At 72.7% G+C, this 16562-nt stretch carries 19 protein-coding genes and 1 pseudogene; 10 read left to right on the forward strand and 10 right to left on the reverse strand.

Annotated elements, in window-relative coordinates; all coding sequences use genetic code 11:
• Positions 1-4: 4 nt before the first annotated feature.
• A complete protein-coding gene (locus I4Q55_RS13960) occupies positions 5-325 on the reverse strand; it encodes a DUF6223 family protein (RefSeq protein ID WP_206788054.1) in 321 nt (106 codons plus the stop codon).
• A gap of 193 nt (positions 326-518) precedes the next feature.
• Between I4Q55_RS13960 and I4Q55_RS13965 the strand changes: the two genes are divergently transcribed.
• The 3 genes from I4Q55_RS13965 to I4Q55_RS13975 are packed head-to-tail and all read left to right on the forward strand — an operon-like array spanning position 519 to position 2940.
• The gene (locus I4Q55_RS13965) at positions 519-1619 is read left to right on the forward strand and encodes a sensor histidine kinase (protein WP_206788056.1); all 1101 of its coding nucleotides are present in this window, start codon (positions 519-521) and stop codon (positions 1617-1619) included.
• The gene (locus I4Q55_RS13970) at positions 1616-2266 is read left to right on the forward strand and encodes a response regulator transcription factor (protein ID WP_206788058.1); all 651 of its coding nucleotides are present in this window, start codon (positions 1616-1618) and stop codon (positions 2264-2266) included. The genes I4Q55_RS13965 and I4Q55_RS13970 overlap by 4 nt, the downstream gene beginning before the upstream one ends.
• Positions 2267-2283: 17 nt before the next feature.
• The gene (locus I4Q55_RS13975; protein WP_206788118.1) at positions 2284-2940 is read left to right on the forward strand and encodes a DNA alkylation repair protein; all 657 of its coding nucleotides are present in this window, start codon (positions 2284-2286) and stop codon (positions 2938-2940) included.
• On the opposite strand, the gene I4Q55_RS13980 is transcribed toward I4Q55_RS13975, so the two are convergent.
• The gene (locus I4Q55_RS13980; RefSeq protein ID WP_206788060.1) at positions 2913-3941 is read right to left on the reverse strand and encodes a C40 family peptidase; all 1029 of its coding nucleotides are present in this window, start codon (positions 3939-3941) and stop codon (positions 2913-2915) included. The two genes, I4Q55_RS13975 and I4Q55_RS13980, sit on opposite strands and share 28 nt — an antisense overlap.
• A gap of 81 nt (positions 3942-4022) precedes the next feature.
• Between I4Q55_RS13980 and I4Q55_RS13985 the strand changes: the two genes are divergently transcribed.
• The 5 genes from I4Q55_RS13985 to I4Q55_RS14005 all read left to right on the forward strand — a co-directional run bounded on the left by I4Q55_RS13985 (position 4023) and on the right by I4Q55_RS14005 (position 7824).
• Positions 4023-4820, forward strand: coding sequence for a biotin--[acetyl-CoA-carboxylase] ligase (locus I4Q55_RS13985; RefSeq protein WP_206788062.1), 798 nt, complete (start codon positions 4023-4025; stop codon positions 4818-4820).
• A gap of 84 nt (positions 4821-4904) precedes the next feature.
• Positions 4905-5480: a PH domain-containing protein gene (locus I4Q55_RS13990; protein WP_206788064.1), complete on the forward strand. Its 576-nt coding sequence runs from the start codon at positions 4905-4907 to the stop codon at positions 5478-5480.
• Positions 5480-6469 carry a hydroxymethylglutaryl-CoA lyase gene (locus tag I4Q55_RS13995; RefSeq protein ID WP_242545895.1) on the forward strand — a complete coding sequence of 330 codons (990 nt, stop codon included), beginning with the start codon at positions 5480-5482 and terminating at the stop codon, positions 6467-6469. The genes I4Q55_RS13990 and I4Q55_RS13995 overlap by 1 nt, the downstream gene beginning before the upstream one ends.
• Before the next feature lie 108 nt (positions 6470-6577).
• Positions 6578-7564 (forward strand): TNT domain-containing protein, encoded by a 987-nt coding sequence (locus I4Q55_RS14000; protein WP_242545896.1) that lies wholly within the window; start codon positions 6578-6580, stop codon positions 7562-7564.
• Positions 7564-7824, forward strand: a complete 261-nt coding sequence (locus I4Q55_RS14005; RefSeq protein WP_003105220.1) for a hypothetical protein — start codon at positions 7564-7566, stop codon at positions 7822-7824. Before I4Q55_RS14000 ends, I4Q55_RS14005 begins: the two co-directional genes overlap by 1 nt.
• An 11-nt stretch (positions 7825-7835) precedes the next feature.
• Here I4Q55_RS14005 and hisN read toward each other — a convergent pair whose 3' ends face one another.
• Positions 7836-8621, reverse strand: coding sequence for a histidinol-phosphatase (hisN, locus tag I4Q55_RS14010; protein WP_206788067.1), 786 nt, complete (start codon positions 8619-8621; stop codon positions 7836-7838).
• Positions 8622-8663: 42 nt separating this feature from the next.
• On the opposite strand from hisN, the gene I4Q55_RS14015 reads away from it, so the two are divergent.
• Positions 8664-9359 carry a response regulator transcription factor gene (locus I4Q55_RS14015; RefSeq protein WP_206788120.1) on the forward strand — a complete coding sequence of 232 codons (696 nt, stop codon included), beginning with the start codon at positions 8664-8666 and terminating at the stop codon, positions 9357-9359.
• A 3-nt stretch (positions 9360-9362) separates the two neighbouring features.
• On the forward strand, positions 9363-10646 hold the full coding sequence (locus tag I4Q55_RS14020) for an ATP-binding protein (RefSeq protein ID WP_206788068.1): 1284 nt from the start codon (positions 9363-9365) through the stop codon (positions 10644-10646).
• Here the strand turns inward: I4Q55_RS14020 and I4Q55_RS14025 are convergent.
• The 7 genes and pseudogenes from I4Q55_RS14025 to I4Q55_RS14055 all read right to left on the reverse strand — a co-directional run.
• Positions 10643-11275, reverse strand: a complete 633-nt coding sequence (locus I4Q55_RS14025; RefSeq protein ID WP_206788070.1) for a response regulator transcription factor — start codon at positions 11273-11275, stop codon at positions 10643-10645. The genes I4Q55_RS14020 and I4Q55_RS14025 overlap by 4 nt on opposite strands.
• A 102-nt stretch (positions 11276-11377) precedes the next feature.
• Positions 11378-12022, reverse strand: coding sequence for a response regulator transcription factor (locus I4Q55_RS14030; RefSeq protein ID WP_206788072.1), 645 nt, complete (start codon positions 12020-12022; stop codon positions 11378-11380).
• A 19-nt stretch (positions 12023-12041) separates the two neighbouring features.
• Positions 12042-12890: an NAD(P)H-binding protein gene (locus I4Q55_RS14035; RefSeq protein ID WP_206788074.1), complete on the reverse strand. Its 849-nt coding sequence runs from the start codon at positions 12888-12890 to the stop codon at positions 12042-12044.
• 10 nt (positions 12891-12900) lie between these two features.
• Positions 12901-14190 carry an MFS transporter gene (locus tag I4Q55_RS14040; protein WP_206788076.1) on the reverse strand — a complete coding sequence of 430 codons (1290 nt, stop codon included), beginning with the start codon at positions 14188-14190 and terminating at the stop codon, positions 12901-12903.
• A 237-nt stretch (positions 14191-14427) separates the two neighbouring features.
• On the reverse strand, positions 14428-14955 hold the full coding sequence (locus I4Q55_RS14045; protein ID WP_206788078.1) for a GtrA family protein: 528 nt from the start codon (positions 14953-14955) through the stop codon (positions 14428-14430).
• Between the two features lie 38 nt (positions 14956-14993).
• Complete coding sequence (locus I4Q55_RS14050) at positions 14994-15503, reverse strand: GtrA family protein (RefSeq protein ID WP_206788079.1); 510 nt, start codon at positions 15501-15503, stop codon at positions 14994-14996.
• A gap of 10 nt (positions 15504-15513) precedes the next feature.
• Positions 15514-16562, reverse strand: a pseudogene (locus I4Q55_RS14055) (RNA polymerase subunit sigma); the annotation flags it as partial.

A 16562-nucleotide genomic window follows, 5' to 3' on the forward strand; every position in this document is an offset into this window, starting at 1 on the left:
GAAGCTAGCGGCGACCACCGACAAAACCGCGCGAGCGAGCCGTCGCCAGCCCGCCGAGGACGAGCGCCGCCGCGCCGATCACCAGGTCGGCGTAGCCGCCGACGATTCCGTAGCCGGTGCCGGGCCCGCCCTTCGCCGCGGTCACCACCCACCCGCCGATCACGACGGCGACCAGGCCGCCGGCCAGCGCCACGACGGTGCCCCGGCCGCGCTTCAGGGCCAGCACGCCCGCGACGACCCCCACCAGCCCGGGCGCGACGGCGATCAAGGACCAGAGCCGTCCCGGCGTCAGGTCGTAGGCACTGGCGGCGGCGAGGACGTTCATGAGGTGCTCCTTCAGGTTCCGGATCGGACGCCGGAAGCATGTCCGCCGGGCCCCTTCCCCGTCGTTGTGCGCGAGCAGACACTTCGCGCTGCCGCGGGTGCCGCAGGAACCGGGGGACTACCGCGGGCGCGGTAGCCCGGAAATGCTCTCCGCGCGGGACTTCGCCGCGCGGGCAGCCGGTTAGGGTTCAGGGGTGAGGCGTGCGCAGGTCGTGGACGGGGTGATCGCCGTCGGGGTGGCGGCGGCCCTGGTGGTCGCCGGGCTGTCCGGCCCGCACCGGAGCCCCGGCCTCGACGTCCTGGGGTACGCGGCGCTGGCCGCCGGCGGGCTGGCGCTGGTCGCGCGCCGCCGGATGCCGGTCGCCGTGCTGGCCGCGACCGCCGTGGCCGCGCTCGCGTACCAGGTCGCCGGCTTCGAAGTGCCGGTCGTCGCCTACCTCTTCGCCGTGTACGCCGCCGTGCGGGCGGGACACCGGATCGCCGCGGTCGTCGCGTCGGTGCTCATGCTGGTCGCGGTTCCGCTGGCGCTGCTGGCTTCCGGCGTGCACGACACCGGCGCGGCGTTCACCCAGTCGCGGGACGTCCTCCAGCTGGCGTGGCTGATCGCCGCCGGGGCGGCGGGGGAGGCGCTGCGCCAGGCCGAGCGCCGGGCCGACGAAGCCGAGCGCACCCGCGAGGAAACCGCGCGGCGGCGTGCCGACGAGGAGCGGCTGCACATCGCGCGCGAGCTGCACGATTCGCTCACCCACCAGATCTCCGTCATCAAGGTGCAGGCCGAAGTCGCCGTGCACCTGGCCCGCAAGCGCGGCGAAGAAGTGCCCGAAGCGCTGCTGGCGATCCGCGAAGCCGGCCGCGAGGCGACCCGGGAGCTGCGGGCGACGCTGGAGGCGCTGCGCGACGACGACAAGGACCCGCCGCGCGGGCTCGCCGACGTCCCCGGCCTCGTGCGGCAGGCCCGGACCGCCGGCCTCGACGCGCGGCTGACGGTCGAAGGCCGGTGCGACGCCGTGCCGGCCGCGGTCGACCGGACCGCCTACCGGATCGTCCAGGAGTCCCTGACCAACGTCGCCCGGCACGCCGCCGCGGCCAGCGCGTCGGTCCGGATCGACCACCGGCCCGGCGCGCTCGTCATCCGGGTGGACGACGACGGACAGGCCACTGTGGACAGTGCGCCCGGCGTCGGCCTCACCGGGATGCGCGAGCGCGTCACGGCGTTGGGTGGCCGGCTCCAGGCCGGACCTCGCCGCGAAGGCGGGTTCCGCGTCCAGGCCGAGCTTCCGGTGGACCCGGCGTGATCCGCGTCCTGCTGGCCGACGACCAGCCGCTCATCCGCCGCGGGTTCCGCGCGCTCCTCGACGCCGAGGACGACATCGAGGTGGTCGCCGAAGCCGGCGACGGCGGCGAAGCGGTGCGGCTCGCGCTGGCGCACCGGCCGGACATCGCGCTGGTCGACATCCAGATGCCGGCGGTCGACGGCATCGAGGCGACCCGGCGCATCGCCGCGGACCCGGCACTGGCCGCGCTGCACGTCGTCATCCTGACCAACTACGGCCTGGACGAATACGTCTTCGAGGCGCTGCGCGCGGGCGCGGCCGGGTTCCTGGTGAAGGACATCGAGCCGGAGGACTTCCTGCACGCGGTGCGCGTCGCGGCTCGCGGGGACGCCCTGCTCGCGCCGTCGATCACCCGCAAGCTGATCGACCGGTTCGTGACGCAGCCGCTCGTCCCCGGCGCGGGGCTGGCGGAGCTGACGAACCGGGAGCGGGAGGCCGTCACGCTCGTGGCGCGGGGGTTGTCGAACGAGGAGATCGCCGAACGGATGGTGATCAGCCCGCTCACCGCGAAGACGCACGTCAACCGGGCCATGATGAAGCTGCACGCGCGCGACCGGGCGCAGCTGGTGGTGTTCGCCTACGAATCGGGGCTGGTGGTGCCGCAGTGAGCGGAGTGGCCGAAATCATGGCCGAGCTGGCCGCGCTCGAAGACCCCCGGATCCGCGCGGTGAACGAGAAGCACGGCGACGACCACGGGGTGAACCTCGGCAAGCTGCGCGCGCTGGCGAAGCGGGTGAAGACGCAGCAGGAGCTCGCGCGCGAGCTCTGGGCGACCGGCGACACCGCCGCGCGGCTCCTGGCGACCCTGATCTGCCGCCCGAAGGTGTTCGAGCGTGACGAGCTGGACGCCATGCTGCGCGAGGCCCGCACGCCGAAGGTGCACGACTGGCTCGTGAACTACGTGGTGAAGAAGAGCCCGCACGCCGAAGCGCTGCGTCTGGCGTGGTCGGCCGACCCGGACCCGGTGGTCGCGAGCGCCGGCTGGACGCTGACCGCCGAACGCGTGGCCAAGCGGCCCGGCGGCCTCGACCTCGACGGCCTGCTCGACGTCATCGAAGCCGAGCTGAAGGGCGCCCCCGACCGGCTGCAGTGGGCGATGAACAGCTGCCTGGCGCAGATCGGGATCGAGCACGCCGGGCACCGGGCCCGGGCCGTCGCCATCGGGGAACGCCTCGAGGTGCTCAAGGACTACCCGACGCCGCCGGGCTGCACTTCGCCGTTCGCGCCCGCTTGGATCGCCGAGATGGTGCGCCGTCAGGCCGGGCGGCCCGCGCCCGTGTAGTCGTCGCCCTTCGAGTGGTACGTGTGGATCTGGATCGCCTGGCCCTGGGTCGGGGCGTTGATCATCAGGCCGTTGCCGAGGTAGAGCCCCACGTGGTGGATGCGGGTCGCCGGGTTTCCGTAGAACACCAGGTCGCCGAGGCGGGGCTCCTGCGTGGCCGGTACCGGCGGGAGTGCGCGGAACTGGCTGTCCGCCGTGCGCGGCAGGCTGACGCCCGCGCTGTCGTACGACGCCTTCGTCAGGCCGGAGCAGTCGAAGCCCGCCGCGCCCGCGTCCGGGCCGTTGCCGCCCCAGACGTAGGGGAGGCCGAGCTGGCCGAGCGCGAAGCGGGTCGCGCGGACCCGCGGGGAGTCCGCCGCCGCCGGGTCCAGCGACAGCGTCGCGTACAGCTGGGCCATGCCGAGCACGCGCTGGCGGAACAGTTCCGCCTCGCTGCCCGGGTGGTACGCCGCGATCGCCTTCCACCAGCCCGGGCCGGCGCCGAGGTCGGTGCCGCCCGCGCACAGTGCCCGGCCGGCCGCCACCGGCGCGTCGGAACCGTACTTCTTGGCCTGCGCCGCCGTCAGCCCCAGCAGGTTGCCGCCGCCCCGGCCGTGGTTCGACGCCGCCGAGCCGACGCCCGCCAGCGTCACCCACGAGAGGTGGCACGACGGGGCTTCGCTGCGCAGCGCGAGTTCGCCGTTCGCGTAGCCGATCAGCGCCTCCGCCGGGATGTCGAGGGGCCCGGCGAGCTGGTCGGCCCACTGCTGCAACGGGCTCTTGCCGCCCTGGCCGGACGCGCCCTGGCCCGGCTCCTGCGCCTTCACCGGTGCGCTGACTTCGAGGACCGACGGGCCCGACACCGCGTCACGCACCACCGGCGGGGGTGCCGGGGCGGCCGCGGGTTCCGGCGCGCGGTCGGCCAGCAGCCAGCCCGCCGTGACGAGCCCGGCGACGAGCGGCAGCGCCACCAGACCGCGCAGCGCCGCGCCGCGGGCCCAGGAGGTCTGCTTGGTCGTCACAGGTTCCAACTTAGAAGAGCGCACCTGTTAGTGAACGAGTGAGTAGCTTGCACGTTAGGGTGACTCCCATATTGTGGGCACATGCCTGAGATCGACGCTGTCCGGCTGACTGCGGCGCTGCAAGATCGTTACGCGAAGATCGACGTCGTCGAGCGCACCGGGTCCACCAACGCCGACCTGCGGAAAGCGCTCGAAGAAGGCGCCGCCGACCGGACCGTGCTGCTCGCCGAAGAGCAGACCGCGGGAGTCGGCAGGCGGGCTCGGTCGTGGAGCTCGCCGAAGGGCGCCGGGCTGTACCTGAGCGTCGCCCTCCGGCCGGGTGTCCCCTTCGCGGTGCTCGGCTCACTGTCCGTCGTCGCCGGGCTCGCCGTCCGGGCGGCCGCGGCGTCCGTCGGGGTTGACGCCGTCCTCAAGTGGCCCAACGACGTCCTCGTCGACGGCGCCAAGTGCGCCGGCATCCTCGCCGAAGCGGTCGCCGGGGACGACCCGTCCATCGTGCTCGGGATCGGCCTCAACGTCCTGCCGCTCGGCGACGTCCACCCGGGCCCGGGCGGGCTGCCCGCGACGTCGCTGGCCGAGCAGGGCGCCACGAACACCGACCGCACCGACGTCGCCATCGCGCTGCTCACCGGGTTCGCCGACCTCGAGCGGCGCTGGCGCCTCGCCGGCGGCGATCTCACCGAGGCCGGGCTGCTCGGCGACTACCGCGCCCACTGCGCCACCCTCGGCCAGGACGTCGAGGTCCAGCTGCCCGACGGGACGTCGCTGACCGGCCGCGCGGCCGACATCGACGCCGCCGGCCAGCTGCAGGTCGACGTGGCGGGCGGGCAGCGGCACACCGTCTTCGCGGGTGACGTGGTCCACGTGCGTCCGGCCTGATTTGTCGGGGCGTTGCGCCCCCGGCTCGTCGCGTCGCCGGTACGGTGAGACGACACCGCAGCACCGACCTTGGGAGCGTCCGCCGTGGCTTATCCGGACGATTTGCTCAGCGAGCAAGAGCACGTCGTGGTGCACAGTCACCCGCACTTCAAGATGCTGATCTTCCCGACGCTCGCGCTGCTGGTCACCGTGGGTGCGGGCACCTGGCTCGCCATCCTGGCGAAGGACGCGGCCGCGCCGTGGAACTCGGTCGGGCTGATCGCCATCGGGGTCGTGGCGCTGGTGCTGGTCGTGTGGCTGTTCCTGGCGCCGCTGGTGCGCTGGCGGACCACCCACTTCATCGTGACGACCGACCGGCTGATCGCCCGCGAAGGCGTCCTCAAGCGCACCGGCATCGACATCCCGATGGGCCGGATCAACAGCGTCCAGTTCGAGCACGGCCTGCTCGACCGGATCTTCGGCTGCGGCACGCTCATCATCGAGTCGGCGTCGGACGAGCCGCTGCGCTTCGAGGACATCCCGCACGTCGAAAAGGTGCACACGGTCATCTACCGCGAGGTCAACGACAACCCGCACGACGACTACCGGCCGGGCGCCCAGCAGACCACGCCCCTGCCGCCCCAAGGCGGGCACCCGCCGCGCGGCGAGAGACGCCGCTGATGGGCACGCGCGAACTGGGCCTGCCCGAGCGCGTCCCCTCGGCGGGCGAGCTGCCGGAGTCGGTCACCATCTGGGAGGTCGGCCCCCGCGACGGGCTGCAGAACGAGAAGGCCGTCGTCCCGGTCGAGGTGAAGCTCGAGTTCCTCGACCGGCTCGCCGGCGCCGGGCTCACGACGCTGGAGGCCACCAGCTTCGTCCACCCGAAGTGGGTGCCGCAGCTGGCCGACGCCGAACAGCTGCTCGCCCGGCTCGACCGCCGCGAAGGCGTCCGGTACCCGGTTTTGGTGCCCAACGAGAAGGGCCTGAACCGGGCCCTCGACGCCGGTGTCGAGCACATCGCGATCTTCGCCAGCGCGACCGAGACGTTCGCGCGCAGGAACCTCAACTCGTCGCTCGACGAACAGTTCGCGATGTTCGAGCCGGTCGTCACGCGGGCCAGGGAAGCGGGCCTGGACGTCCGCGGGTACCTCTCGATGTGCTTCGGCGACCCCTGGGAAGGCGTCGTGCCGGCGAAGCAGGTCGCCGCCGCCGGCCGCCGCCTGCTCGACATGGGGTGCTCGCAGCTGTCGCTGGGCGACACCATCGGCGTCGCGACGGCCGGGCAGGTCGAAAACCTCATCGGGTTGTTCGGCGACGTCGGTACTTTGGCCGTGCACTTCCACGACACCTACGGTCAGGCTCTCGCCAACACGCTGGCGGCGCTCCGATGTGGAGTGTCGACTGTGGACTCTTCGGCGGGTGGGCTCGGCGGCTGCCCATACGCCGAATCGGCCACCGGCAACCTGGCGACCGAAGACCTGGTGTGGATGCTGGAGGGCCTCGGGGTGGCCACCGGTGTCGACTTGGACGCGCTGGTGGGGGCCAGCGTGTGGATGGCGGGACAGCTCGGCCGCCCGAGCCCGTCCCGCGTGGTCGCCGCACTGTGCCCACCGGGGCTTCGCCCCGGGCCGGGGGCTCCGCCACCCGGAGCCCCCGAAAAGAAGCACTGAGCTGACCTCGTTGACACCCTTGGGGGAGGGGTGCGGTATCAAGGAGGACCGGCAGCGCCGCGGCCGCGTCGAACAGCGTGTGCCCCCGGGCACCGACCGAGCCGGAGGATGGGTGTGACCGAGCCTTCCGAGGCGGGCTCCGAACCGGTCGAGGCCGACCTCGACACCGGGCCGGTGCAGCTGCCCGGGTACGGCCTGGCGGATTCGGGCGCCTTCGAAGAGGCGCCGACTCCGCCCTCGGGCAACCCCGCGGCGTGGCCGCACGCGGTGTCGCCGCTGCTGCCGCCGTTCCCGCTGCCCCCGGCACCCCCGGCCCCGCCGACGCCGGCTCCGGCACCCCTGCCGCCGCCGGTCGCCGGGCCGCCGCCGGTGGCGGGCCCGCCGCCGAACCCGGGTTCGCCCGCGCCGCTGCCGCCGCTCGGTTCGCCGCGCACGGAACGGGAAAGCATCGTGGCGCTGTTCCTGGTGCACATGTTCCCGATCGGGCACCTGCCGGTCGCGATGGACAAGCCGGCGCGCCAGCTCCCGCTGCCCGACGAGCCCGACGGCTTCCCGCCGAACGACCACCCGGACGCCCGGCTGATCTTCGACGACCAGGCCCTGACCAACGTCACCGCCGGCTTCCGCCGCTCGCCGACCGCGCCGTCGCGGCCCGTCCCCCGGCACCTGACCGAGGGGTACGTGCCCTACGCGCGCGCGACGCAGGCGGTGTGGATCCGCCGGTTCGTCGTCGGGCACAGCGAACTCGGTCCGGAGTACGCGTGGCCACCGGGCGAGCAGTTCCCCGAGAGCAGCGTGGACTGGCCCGAGCCGGTGATGGTGCCGGTCGACACGGTCCTCGACCGCTTCGGCCCGGCCTACGGGCGAGTGCTCTACGAGGACGGCACGCCGTTCGCGGAACGCTCGCTGCCGCCCGCGTTCCTGGACGCCGAGTACCGCCGGTACGTCGTGGTGCGCAAGGTGCCGATGTGGCGCTCGGAGACGGCGAACTGGTTCGGCCAGGTCGGCGGCGGCACCCGGTACCGTGCCCTGCTGGCGGCCGACGAACTGGTGACCCTCGGCTACCTCGCCGAGGCCAAGGGGGAAGAGGACTGATGAACACCCAGTCGATCCAGCGGTGGCTCGGCGTGCTGGGCGTGCCGCCGGAGGTCGTCTCGCTCGGCGCCGAGGTCGACAACGCCTGGTGCCTGATGCAGGGCGAGGACGAGGCGTGGGAGGTGTTCTGGCGCGAGCAGGGCAACCGCTACGACTGGGCGCGGTTCACCAGCGAACAGGTCGCCTGCCACTACCTGTTCGGCCGGCTGGCCTGGGCGCAGGTCGCCCGCGGCGCGGTCGGCCTGCTGCCGGGCTCCTGACCCAAGGAAGCTCAGCGCTTCAGGATGGCCAGTGCCTCGTCGTGGAGGTGGCCGTTCGTCGACAACGCGCTCCCGTTGTCGTACCGCCCGACGCCGTCGAGGTCGCTGAACCGGCCGCCCGCCTCCGTCACGATCACCTGCGCGGCCGCGACGTCCCACGGGTTGACGACGCACTCCGCCGCTACGTCCAGTGCGCCCTCGGCCACCAGCACGTGGTGCCAGAAGTCGCCGAACGCGCGGGTCTCCCAGCACGCGTCCACCAGATCGAGGTACTTCGATCGCGAGTGGTACTCCGTCCACGAGTTCAGGTCCGTTGTGGACAGGTAAGCGTCCGAAAGGGACGAAACCTTCGAAACGGACAGCCGCCGCGTGCCGGCGCTGTCGGAAGAGAACGCCCCCGAACCCGAAGCCGCCCACCAGCGGCGGCCCAGCAGGGGCGCGCTGATCAGGCCGACCACCGGGTCGCCGTCCGAGACCAGCGCGATGAGGGTCGCCCAGACGGGTACACCTCGGAGGAAGTTCTTGGTGCCGTCGATCGGGTCGAGCACCCACGCCCGGCCGGTCGCCGCCGAGCCGCCGCGCTCTTCGCCGAGCACGGCGTCGCCGGGACGCTCCGCGGCCAGCAGGGCGCGGATCGCGTCCTCCACCGCGGTGTCGGCGTCGGTCACCGGTGTGCGGTCGGGTTTGCGCTCCACCGCGAGGTCCAGTGCGCGGAACCGCGCCGTCGTGATCGCGTCGGCGGCATCGGCCAGCCGGGTGGCGAGAGCCAGATCATTTTCGTAGCCAGGCACGGTCACGATGTTTTCACGCCCGCGAGCCGTAGAGTTGGCCAGGTGAGCATGGTCCTACTTGCCGAAGACGATCCGGCCATCGCCGAACCGCTCTCCCGCGCCCTCGAACGCGAGGGATACGAGATCCACGTCGTCACCGACGGCCCCTCGGTGCTCGACGCCACCGCCGCCCAGCGCGTCGACCTGCTCGTGCTGGACCTCGGTCTGCCGGGGATGGACGGTCTGGAGGTCTGCCGCCGGCTGCGCGCGGCCGGCACCGAGCTGCCCGTCCTGATGCTCACCGCGCGCACCGACGAGGTCGACTTCGTCGTCGGCCTCGACGCGGGCGCCGACGACTACGTCGCCAAGCCGTTCCGGCTCGCCGAGCTGCTCGCCCGGATCCGCGCGCTGCTGCGTCGCCGCGCCCCCGAGGTCCTGGAGGCCGGCGGGGTGCGGATGGACCTCGGCGCCCGGCTGGTCACCGTGGACAACCACGAGGTCCAGCTGGCCAACAAGGAGTTCGAGCTGCTGCGCGTGCTGATGACCCGCGCCGGGCAGGTCGTCAGCCGCGACGAGATCCTCGCCGAGGTCTGGAACGACCTCGAGTCGAAGACGTCCAAGACGCTCGACATGCACATGTCGTGGCTGCGGCGGAAGCTCGCCATCGCCGCCGACGAGGCCGCCGGCCGGACCACCAAGGCCCACGACGGCGAGCGGCGCATCGCGACCGTCCGCGGCGTCGGCTTCCGCTTCAACGCCGAATAAGCCGTGCGCCGCCGCATCCTGCTGGCCATCCTGCTGGCCGTCGCCGTCACCGCGGCGGTCCTCGGCACCCCGCTGGGCATCGTGGCGAGCTGGCAGATCGAGTCGAGCTACCGCGAGACGCTCGCCGAGAACGCCCGGGCGGCCGCGGCGATCCTGGACACCGAGATCGCCAACGGCCAGGAGATCGACCTCGACCAGGTGCGCGCGGCGGTCCCGGCGAACGGGTTGCTCACCGTCCGGGCCAGCGGCCAGACCGAGAAGCGCTACGGCAGCAGTCCCGGTCCCGACACCGTCTCCGAGACGGCCGACCTGGCCCGGGACGGCAAGGTCGAGATCGCCGTCCCGGCCGGCCCGATGCACGACCGCCAGACGACGGTGACGCTGGTCGTCATCCTGCTGGTGCTGCTGTCGATCGGCACCGGCGCGGTGGTGGCGATCGCGACGGCCCGGCGGCTCGCGAAGCCGCTGCGGCACGTGGCCGAACGCGCGGCCCGGCTCGGCGGCGGCGACTTCCGGCCCGACCCGAGCCGCTACGGCGTCGGCGAGCTCGACATGGTCGCCGAAGCGCTGGACGCGTCCGGCACCGCGCTGGCCCAGCTCGTGCAGCGGGAGCGCCAGCTCGTCGGGGACGTCTCGCACCAGCTCCGCAGCCGGCTGACGGCGTTGCAGCTGCGCCTCGAACCGCTCACGGTGCACGCGGACGACGAGGTGGCCGACGAGTCGAAGGCGGCCCAGGAGCAGGCCGACCGGCTCGCCGAGGCGCTCGACGAGCTGCTGGCGGCGGCGCGTGCGGCGCGCGAGGTCGGCGCGGAACCGGTGGACCTGCCGAACCAGCTGCCGGAAATGGCGCAGGAGTGGCGCGAGCTGCTCCGCGCCGAGGGGCGCAACCTGCGGACGCGCGTGGCCGACGGCCTGATGGCGCGGGCGACGCCGGGACGTCTCCGCGAGGTCGTCGGCGTCCTCCTGGACAACGCCCTGCGCCACGGCGCCGGCACGGTGACCATCACCGCCCGCCGCGGCGACGCCGAGGGCACCGTGGTGATCGAAGTGAGCGACACGGGCCCCGGTGTCCCGGACGAGCTGGCTCCGCACGTCTTCGAGCGCGGTTTCTCCGGCGGCGGTTCGACGGGCGTGGGCCTGGCGCTGGCCCGCGCCCTGGTCGAGGCCGACGGCGGCCGCCTCGAACTGTCGAACCGCCGTCCGGCGGTGTTCAGCCTCTTCCTCAAGGTGCCTCGGCCGAGCGACGTCCCCGAGGTGCGCTGGCCGGCCGAGCGCGTCCCGCGTTAGATCAGCCCCTCCCGCAACGCGTAGGCGACCGCGTGCGACCGGTTCCGCAGCTGGAACCGGTTGGTCACGTCGTGGAGGATGCTCTTCACCGTGCGCTGCGAGTAGCACAGCTCGTCGGCGATCTCCTGCGTCGAGTACCCCGCCGCGACGAGCCGGAGCACGTCGGTCTCCCGGTCGCTCATGCCGCCCAGGCGCAGCCCCCGCGGCTCCAGTACCTGGCGTTGCAGGCGCGAAACCCGGTTCAGCAACCGGCCGAGCAGGTCGGGCGGCAGCGCGCCCTCCCCGGCCGCGGCGGCCTTGATCAGGCGGACGAGGACATCGGGCCCGGCGTCGGCGCGGCGGGCGACCGCGCAGACCCCGTGTTCGACCGCGTTGAGGATTTCGTTGTCGTCGACTTCGCCCGCGACCAGCACGATGCGGGTGAAGCCCTGGTGGTGCAGCGCGGACAGCAGCTGGGTCATCGTCTCGTCGAGCCGGTCGGCGACCAGCAGGGCGACCAGGGCCGGGTCGCCCTCGTCGCCGTCGACCACCCGGACGTCGTCGCGCGAACGCAGCGCCATGCAGACGCCGTTGTGCAGGATCGGATCGGTGGCGCGGACCACCACCGGGGTCCGGTCGGTTTCGAACATCGTTCCCCATTCCCCTCGAACGGTGCAGGCTGCCCAGCCTGCCCGCAAGGGTGTCCCGGGCGCATGGGACCGGCGTCCCGATTTGCCCGGACGCGCTGCCCTTCAGGACCGGCCGAGACCCGCGTCCCTGGCCCGGACGATCGCTTCGGCCCGGTCGGCCACGTGGAGCTTGGCGAAGACGTTCGAGATGTGGTTGCGCACGGTCTTGGGGCTCAGGCACAGCCTGCTCGCGATGACGCTGTTGCTGTGCCCGGCCGCGATCAGCGCGAGCACCTCGCGTTCGCGCCCGGTCAGCTCCGGGAACACCGGCTCGCTGGCCGGCGGCTGGTTGAAGAAGGCGAGCACGCGGTTCGCGATGTCCGGGCCGAAGATCGCCTCCCGCCGGGCGACCGCCTGGACGGCGCGGATGATCTCGTCCGGCTCGGCGTCCTTGAGCAGGTAGCCGCGGGCACCGGCGCGCATCGCCGCGAAGACCGACTCGCTTTCGTCGGCCATCGTCAGCATCAGCACGCCGGTGCCCGGGTTCGCCGCCACGATGTGCCGGGTCGCCTGGATGCCGGACAGGTCGGGCAGGTGCAGGTCCATCACCACGACGTCCGGCTGGAGGGCGGCGGCGGAGGCGACCGCGTCGGCGCCGCTCGCGGCCTCGCCGACGACCGCGATCCCGGGTTCGGCGGCGAGCAGCGTGCCCACGCCGATCCGGAACAGGGGATGGTCGTCCACGACGAGGACGCGCAGGTCACCCACGCCACTCACCTCCGCATCGTCACTCCTCGTGATGGTACGCGGACGCGTTCTCCCGTGCCCAGGCCGCGAAGGTGCGCGGAGGACGGCCGAGCAGCCGCTCGACGGTGTCGAAGACGACGCGCTCGTGCGGGGCGGATTCGCGCTTGAGGGCGAAGAGGCCGTCGATGGCCTTCGCGGGCCAGCCGTACATCCGGATCAGGCGCTCCTTCGCGGCGCTTTCGGTCTCTTCGACGTACTTCAGCGGACGGCCGATCGCCTCGGCCAGGATGGCGACCTGCTGCTCGGCGGTGAGGGCTTCGCCGCCGGTGAGGCCGTAGGTCGCGCCTTCGTGACCGGACGTCGTCAGCGCGAGAGCCGCGACCTCGGCGATGTCGCGGACGTGTACCAGCGCGGACGGCGGATCGGTTTCCGGCACGTACACGGCGTTTTCCGCGCGGATCGAGCCGACCCAGGCGAACCGGTTGTCCATGAAGGCACCGGGCCGCAGGATCGTCCACGCCGGCCCGGCTTCGCGGATCGCCTGCTCGGCTTCCGCGTGGGCGCGGGTGATCGCGTCCTTCTGTCCGAAGTGGACACCGGTGGTGGACAGCTTGACGAGGTGGGTGACACCGACCCGGGCGGCCGCCCGCGCGACCGCCGCTTCGCGGTCGGCGTTGTGCCCCTGGGTCAGCACGAACACGCGGTCCGCGCCGTCCAGCAGGGCGGGCAGGTCCGAGGTGTCGAGGTCACCGCGGACCACTTCGGCACGCGGGTCGATCCGGGCCTTCGCCGGGTCGCGGGTCAGCGCGCGGACGGGCGCGCCGGCGTCGAGCAGGGCGGGGACGAGGTGGCGGCCGACCTTGCCGGTGGCGCCGAGGACGAAGATCATCGTGGTTCTCCTATCGGGAAAGCGGGACGTGGGGGAGCGCGAACGCCGTGACGAGGCCGAGGGCCAGCACGGGCAGCAGCGCGAGGAACACGCCGTGGGTCCCGGCGTGGTAGGCGAAGCCGAGCGCGACCGGCCCGAGGGCCGAGCCGAGCGCGCGGGCGAGGTTGACGCCGGCGGCGACCGCGCCGCGGTCCGCGTCCGGGGCGGTGTTCTGCGTGGCCATGGCGAGCACCTGCAGGTTGAGCCCGGCCGCGAAGCCGAAGACGACCAGGCAGCCGAGGACCGCCGGCAGGCCGTCCAGGGCGAGCAGGCCGAGCACCGCGAGCAGGCCGAGCGCCATGCTCGACCGCGGCGCCCAGCGATAGGCGCCGGTGCGGGCGATGACCTTGCTCGCGACGGCCGAGGCGACCGCGACGGCGATCGTCATCGGCACCAGCCGTAGCCCGCCTTCGGCCGGACCGGCGTCGGCCTGCAGGAAGACCGCGATGTAGTTGACCGAGCCGAGGAACGCGAACCCGGCGAGCACGCTGAGCAGCACCGACACGGTGAACGTGCGGTCGCGGAACAACCGCGGCGGCAGCACGGGTGCCTCGGCACGCCGTTCGACGACCACGAACACCAGCCCGGTAGCTGCGCCGAGGGCGATCGACCACGGCGTGAGCAGGGTGAACCCGGTGATCGTGACGCCGAGCAGCACCACCCCGGCGAAGTCGAACGGCGCTTCCCGTCGCCGTCTCGACAGGTCGAGCGTCTTGAGGCAGGCGAGGGCGACGAGCCCGAGCGGCAGGTTGACCAGGAAGATCGACCGCCACCCGGCGAGCCCGGTGAGCAGGCCGCCGACGACCGGACCGGCGAGCGAAGCGACGGCGAAGCAGATCGAGAACCAGCCGAAGTACTTCGCACCTTCGCGGGGCGAGAACATCTCGCCGAGCGAAGCGCCGACGGTGACGAAGAGGCCGCCGGAGCCGGCGCCCTGCAGCACCCGCCCCGCGATCAGCGTCCCGGCCGACGGGGCGAGCCCGCAGGCGAGCGAGCCGAGCAGGAAGAGAGCGAGCGCGCCCAGGAGCACGCGTTTGCGGCCGAAGACGTCACCGAGCTTGCCGTACAGCGGCGCGGTGGCGCTGCCGGCGAGCAGGTAGGCGGTGGTGACCCAGGCGTAGGCGCCGGTGCCGCCGAACTCGGCGGCGATCCGGGGGAGTGCGGTGGCGACGACCTGGGCGTCGAGCATCGCGAGGAAAACGGACAGGAACAGGCCCGTGAGGGCAGGTTTCAGGGCGCGCGGAGGCGCGATCGTGCTCAAGAAGAATCCTTGGTTCGTCAGAAGGGACGAGAGATACCGGCGGCGCGCGAAAACGCGCCGACGTCGAGTCGGGAAAAGGCTCCATCGTCATCCGCGGACGGATGCGACCTCTTCGCGCTCGGAAACCACCTCGAATCGTCCCGCTCGCCCGGCCGAACCCGGACGGCGTCACTTCACGCAGGAACCACTGACGAAGATGACAGTAGACAACTACATGTCAAAGTGCAAGTACTTTGCTCAGGGGATACGGGTGACCTGGTCGTTGTCCCGCCGCCGCTGGCCCAGCTCGTCCGGGAAGACCCACTTCTTGAAGCCCCAGAAGCGGAAGAACATGGCCAGCAGCATGCCGATGATCGAGCCGCTCGCGAAGTCCGCGACCTCCTGCACCAGGAACGTCACGTGCGGGACCTCGAGGTCGAGCACGTACCGCGAGATGATCAGGGGGACCAGGTTGACGCCCACCGCGATGCCGCTGATGACGAAGAACAGCGCCGCTTCGTGGTGGCGTTCGCGTCCGCCGCGGGTCCGGAAGGACCACTCGCGGTTGAGGATGTAGGACACGATGGTCGCGACGATGATCGCGATCGCCTTCGCCGTCGTCGGTTTCGGCTCCAGCACCGTGAGCTTGAGCGCGTACCAGACGCCGTTGTCGACCAGGAACGTCGTGCCGCCCACGATCGCGAACTTCAGCAGCTCCCGGTGCTTGATCAGCACCGAACGCAGTGGCTCCGGCGTGCGCTTGAGCACGGTTTCCACAACGGTCACACCACGCAGTCTAGGGACACGCGGCGTTGACCTGTGGTTCAGGCGGCCTTGCTGTCGGGAATGTCCGCATCTCCGGAGGCCTCGGCGGGCACCGCGCGCGGCCGGCCGCCGGCCTCCGGGAACACCCATTTCTTGAAGGCCCACCACCGGAAGAGCGTGCCCAGCAGCGTGCCGATGACGATGCCGCTGACGAAGTCGGCCACCTCGACACCGAACGGCGACAGCCGCGGTGCCTGCAGGTCCAGGACGTATCGCGAGACCCACTGCGGCAGCGCGTTCAGGCCCAGCGCGATGCCGCTGAACAGGAAGAACAGCGCTGCCTCGTGCGCCCGCTCCCGGCCGCCGCGGGTGCGGAACGACCACTCGCGGTTGGCGACGTAGGAGAAGATCGTCGCGACGAGGACGCCGACGATCAGCGCGGTCACCGGGTGGGTCCGCAGCACGGTGAACTTCAGGCCGTAGTTGACGGACATCGTGATCACGAAGCTGATCCCGCCGACGACGGCGAAGCGGAGGAGCTCGCGATGCTTCTTCAGCAGCTCGCGCACCGCGCGGACGCTACCCGGTCAGCCAGCGCAAACCGATTTCGGGGCTGACCGTCGGCGGCTTGGCTCCGGGGTGCCCGCCCGACCACGGCGGCGCGCTCGTCGTGGTCGTGGACACCGGCGGCGTGCTCGACGACTCCTCCGTCGTCGTCACCGGTGGTTTCGGCGTCGGCTTGGTCGGCGTCGGCTTCGAGGGCTTCGTCGGCTTCGGGACCGACGGTGTCGTCGGTGGCGTCGGCGTGGGCACCGGGTCCTGGCCGCACCAGTGGCGCCAGCAGCCGAAGTCCACGGTCACCGGCGGAGCCGTCGCCCGGCCCAGCTGCGCGGTGATCGTCACGCGCCCCTCGTTCGGACGGCCCTGCAGCCGCACCCACAGGTTGACGTGCTGGCCCGGCGCCACCGCGCTCTTCGTCGTGCAGGTCGCGCCTTCGGCCGTCGTCGCGCAGGGGAAGCCGCGCAGGCTCCACCACCGCTTGAGCGGCTGGTCGAAGGTGACCGTGACCGGCTTGGTCGTCTCGCCGGTGTTGCGAACCCGCACGTAGAGCAGCGGGTGGTGGTTCCAGGGGAACCCGGAGAGCCCGTCGCCCTGCGCCTCCAGGACCACGCCGTCCGGCGGGACCTTCACGGTGACCTTGACGTCCACCTTGACGGGGACCAGCACGCCGGCCGTGACCGACGCTTCCACCGTGCCGCCTTCGGCGTCTTCCCCGGCCTCCAGCCGGAAGGTCAGCGTCGCGCTCTGGCCGGGCTGCAGGCCGGCGCCGGTCCTGCAGGTGACCGTGCCCTCGCCGCCGGGGCAGTTCACCGAGATCGGGCCGGGGGCCTGCGCGCGGGCCGCCGCGCCGCCGCCACCGCCGGTGCCGACCGCGCGCACCCCGCGCGGCAGGGTCAGCGCGACCGCCACCGGCTCGGACGTGCTGCCGCCGTCGTTGCGCACGGTGATGGGCAGGTTCGCCGCGGTGCCGGGGCTGAGCTCGACGCCCTCCGGCGGGGTCGTCGCGGACACCGACGGCCCGGCCGGTGCGGGCGGCGCCGGCGCGGGCGGCGGTGCCGGGGCGGGCG

This window comes from Amycolatopsis sp. MtRt-6, from assembly GCF_017308975.1.
Taxonomy (GTDB): domain Bacteria; phylum Actinomycetota; class Actinomycetes; order Mycobacteriales; family Pseudonocardiaceae; genus Amycolatopsis.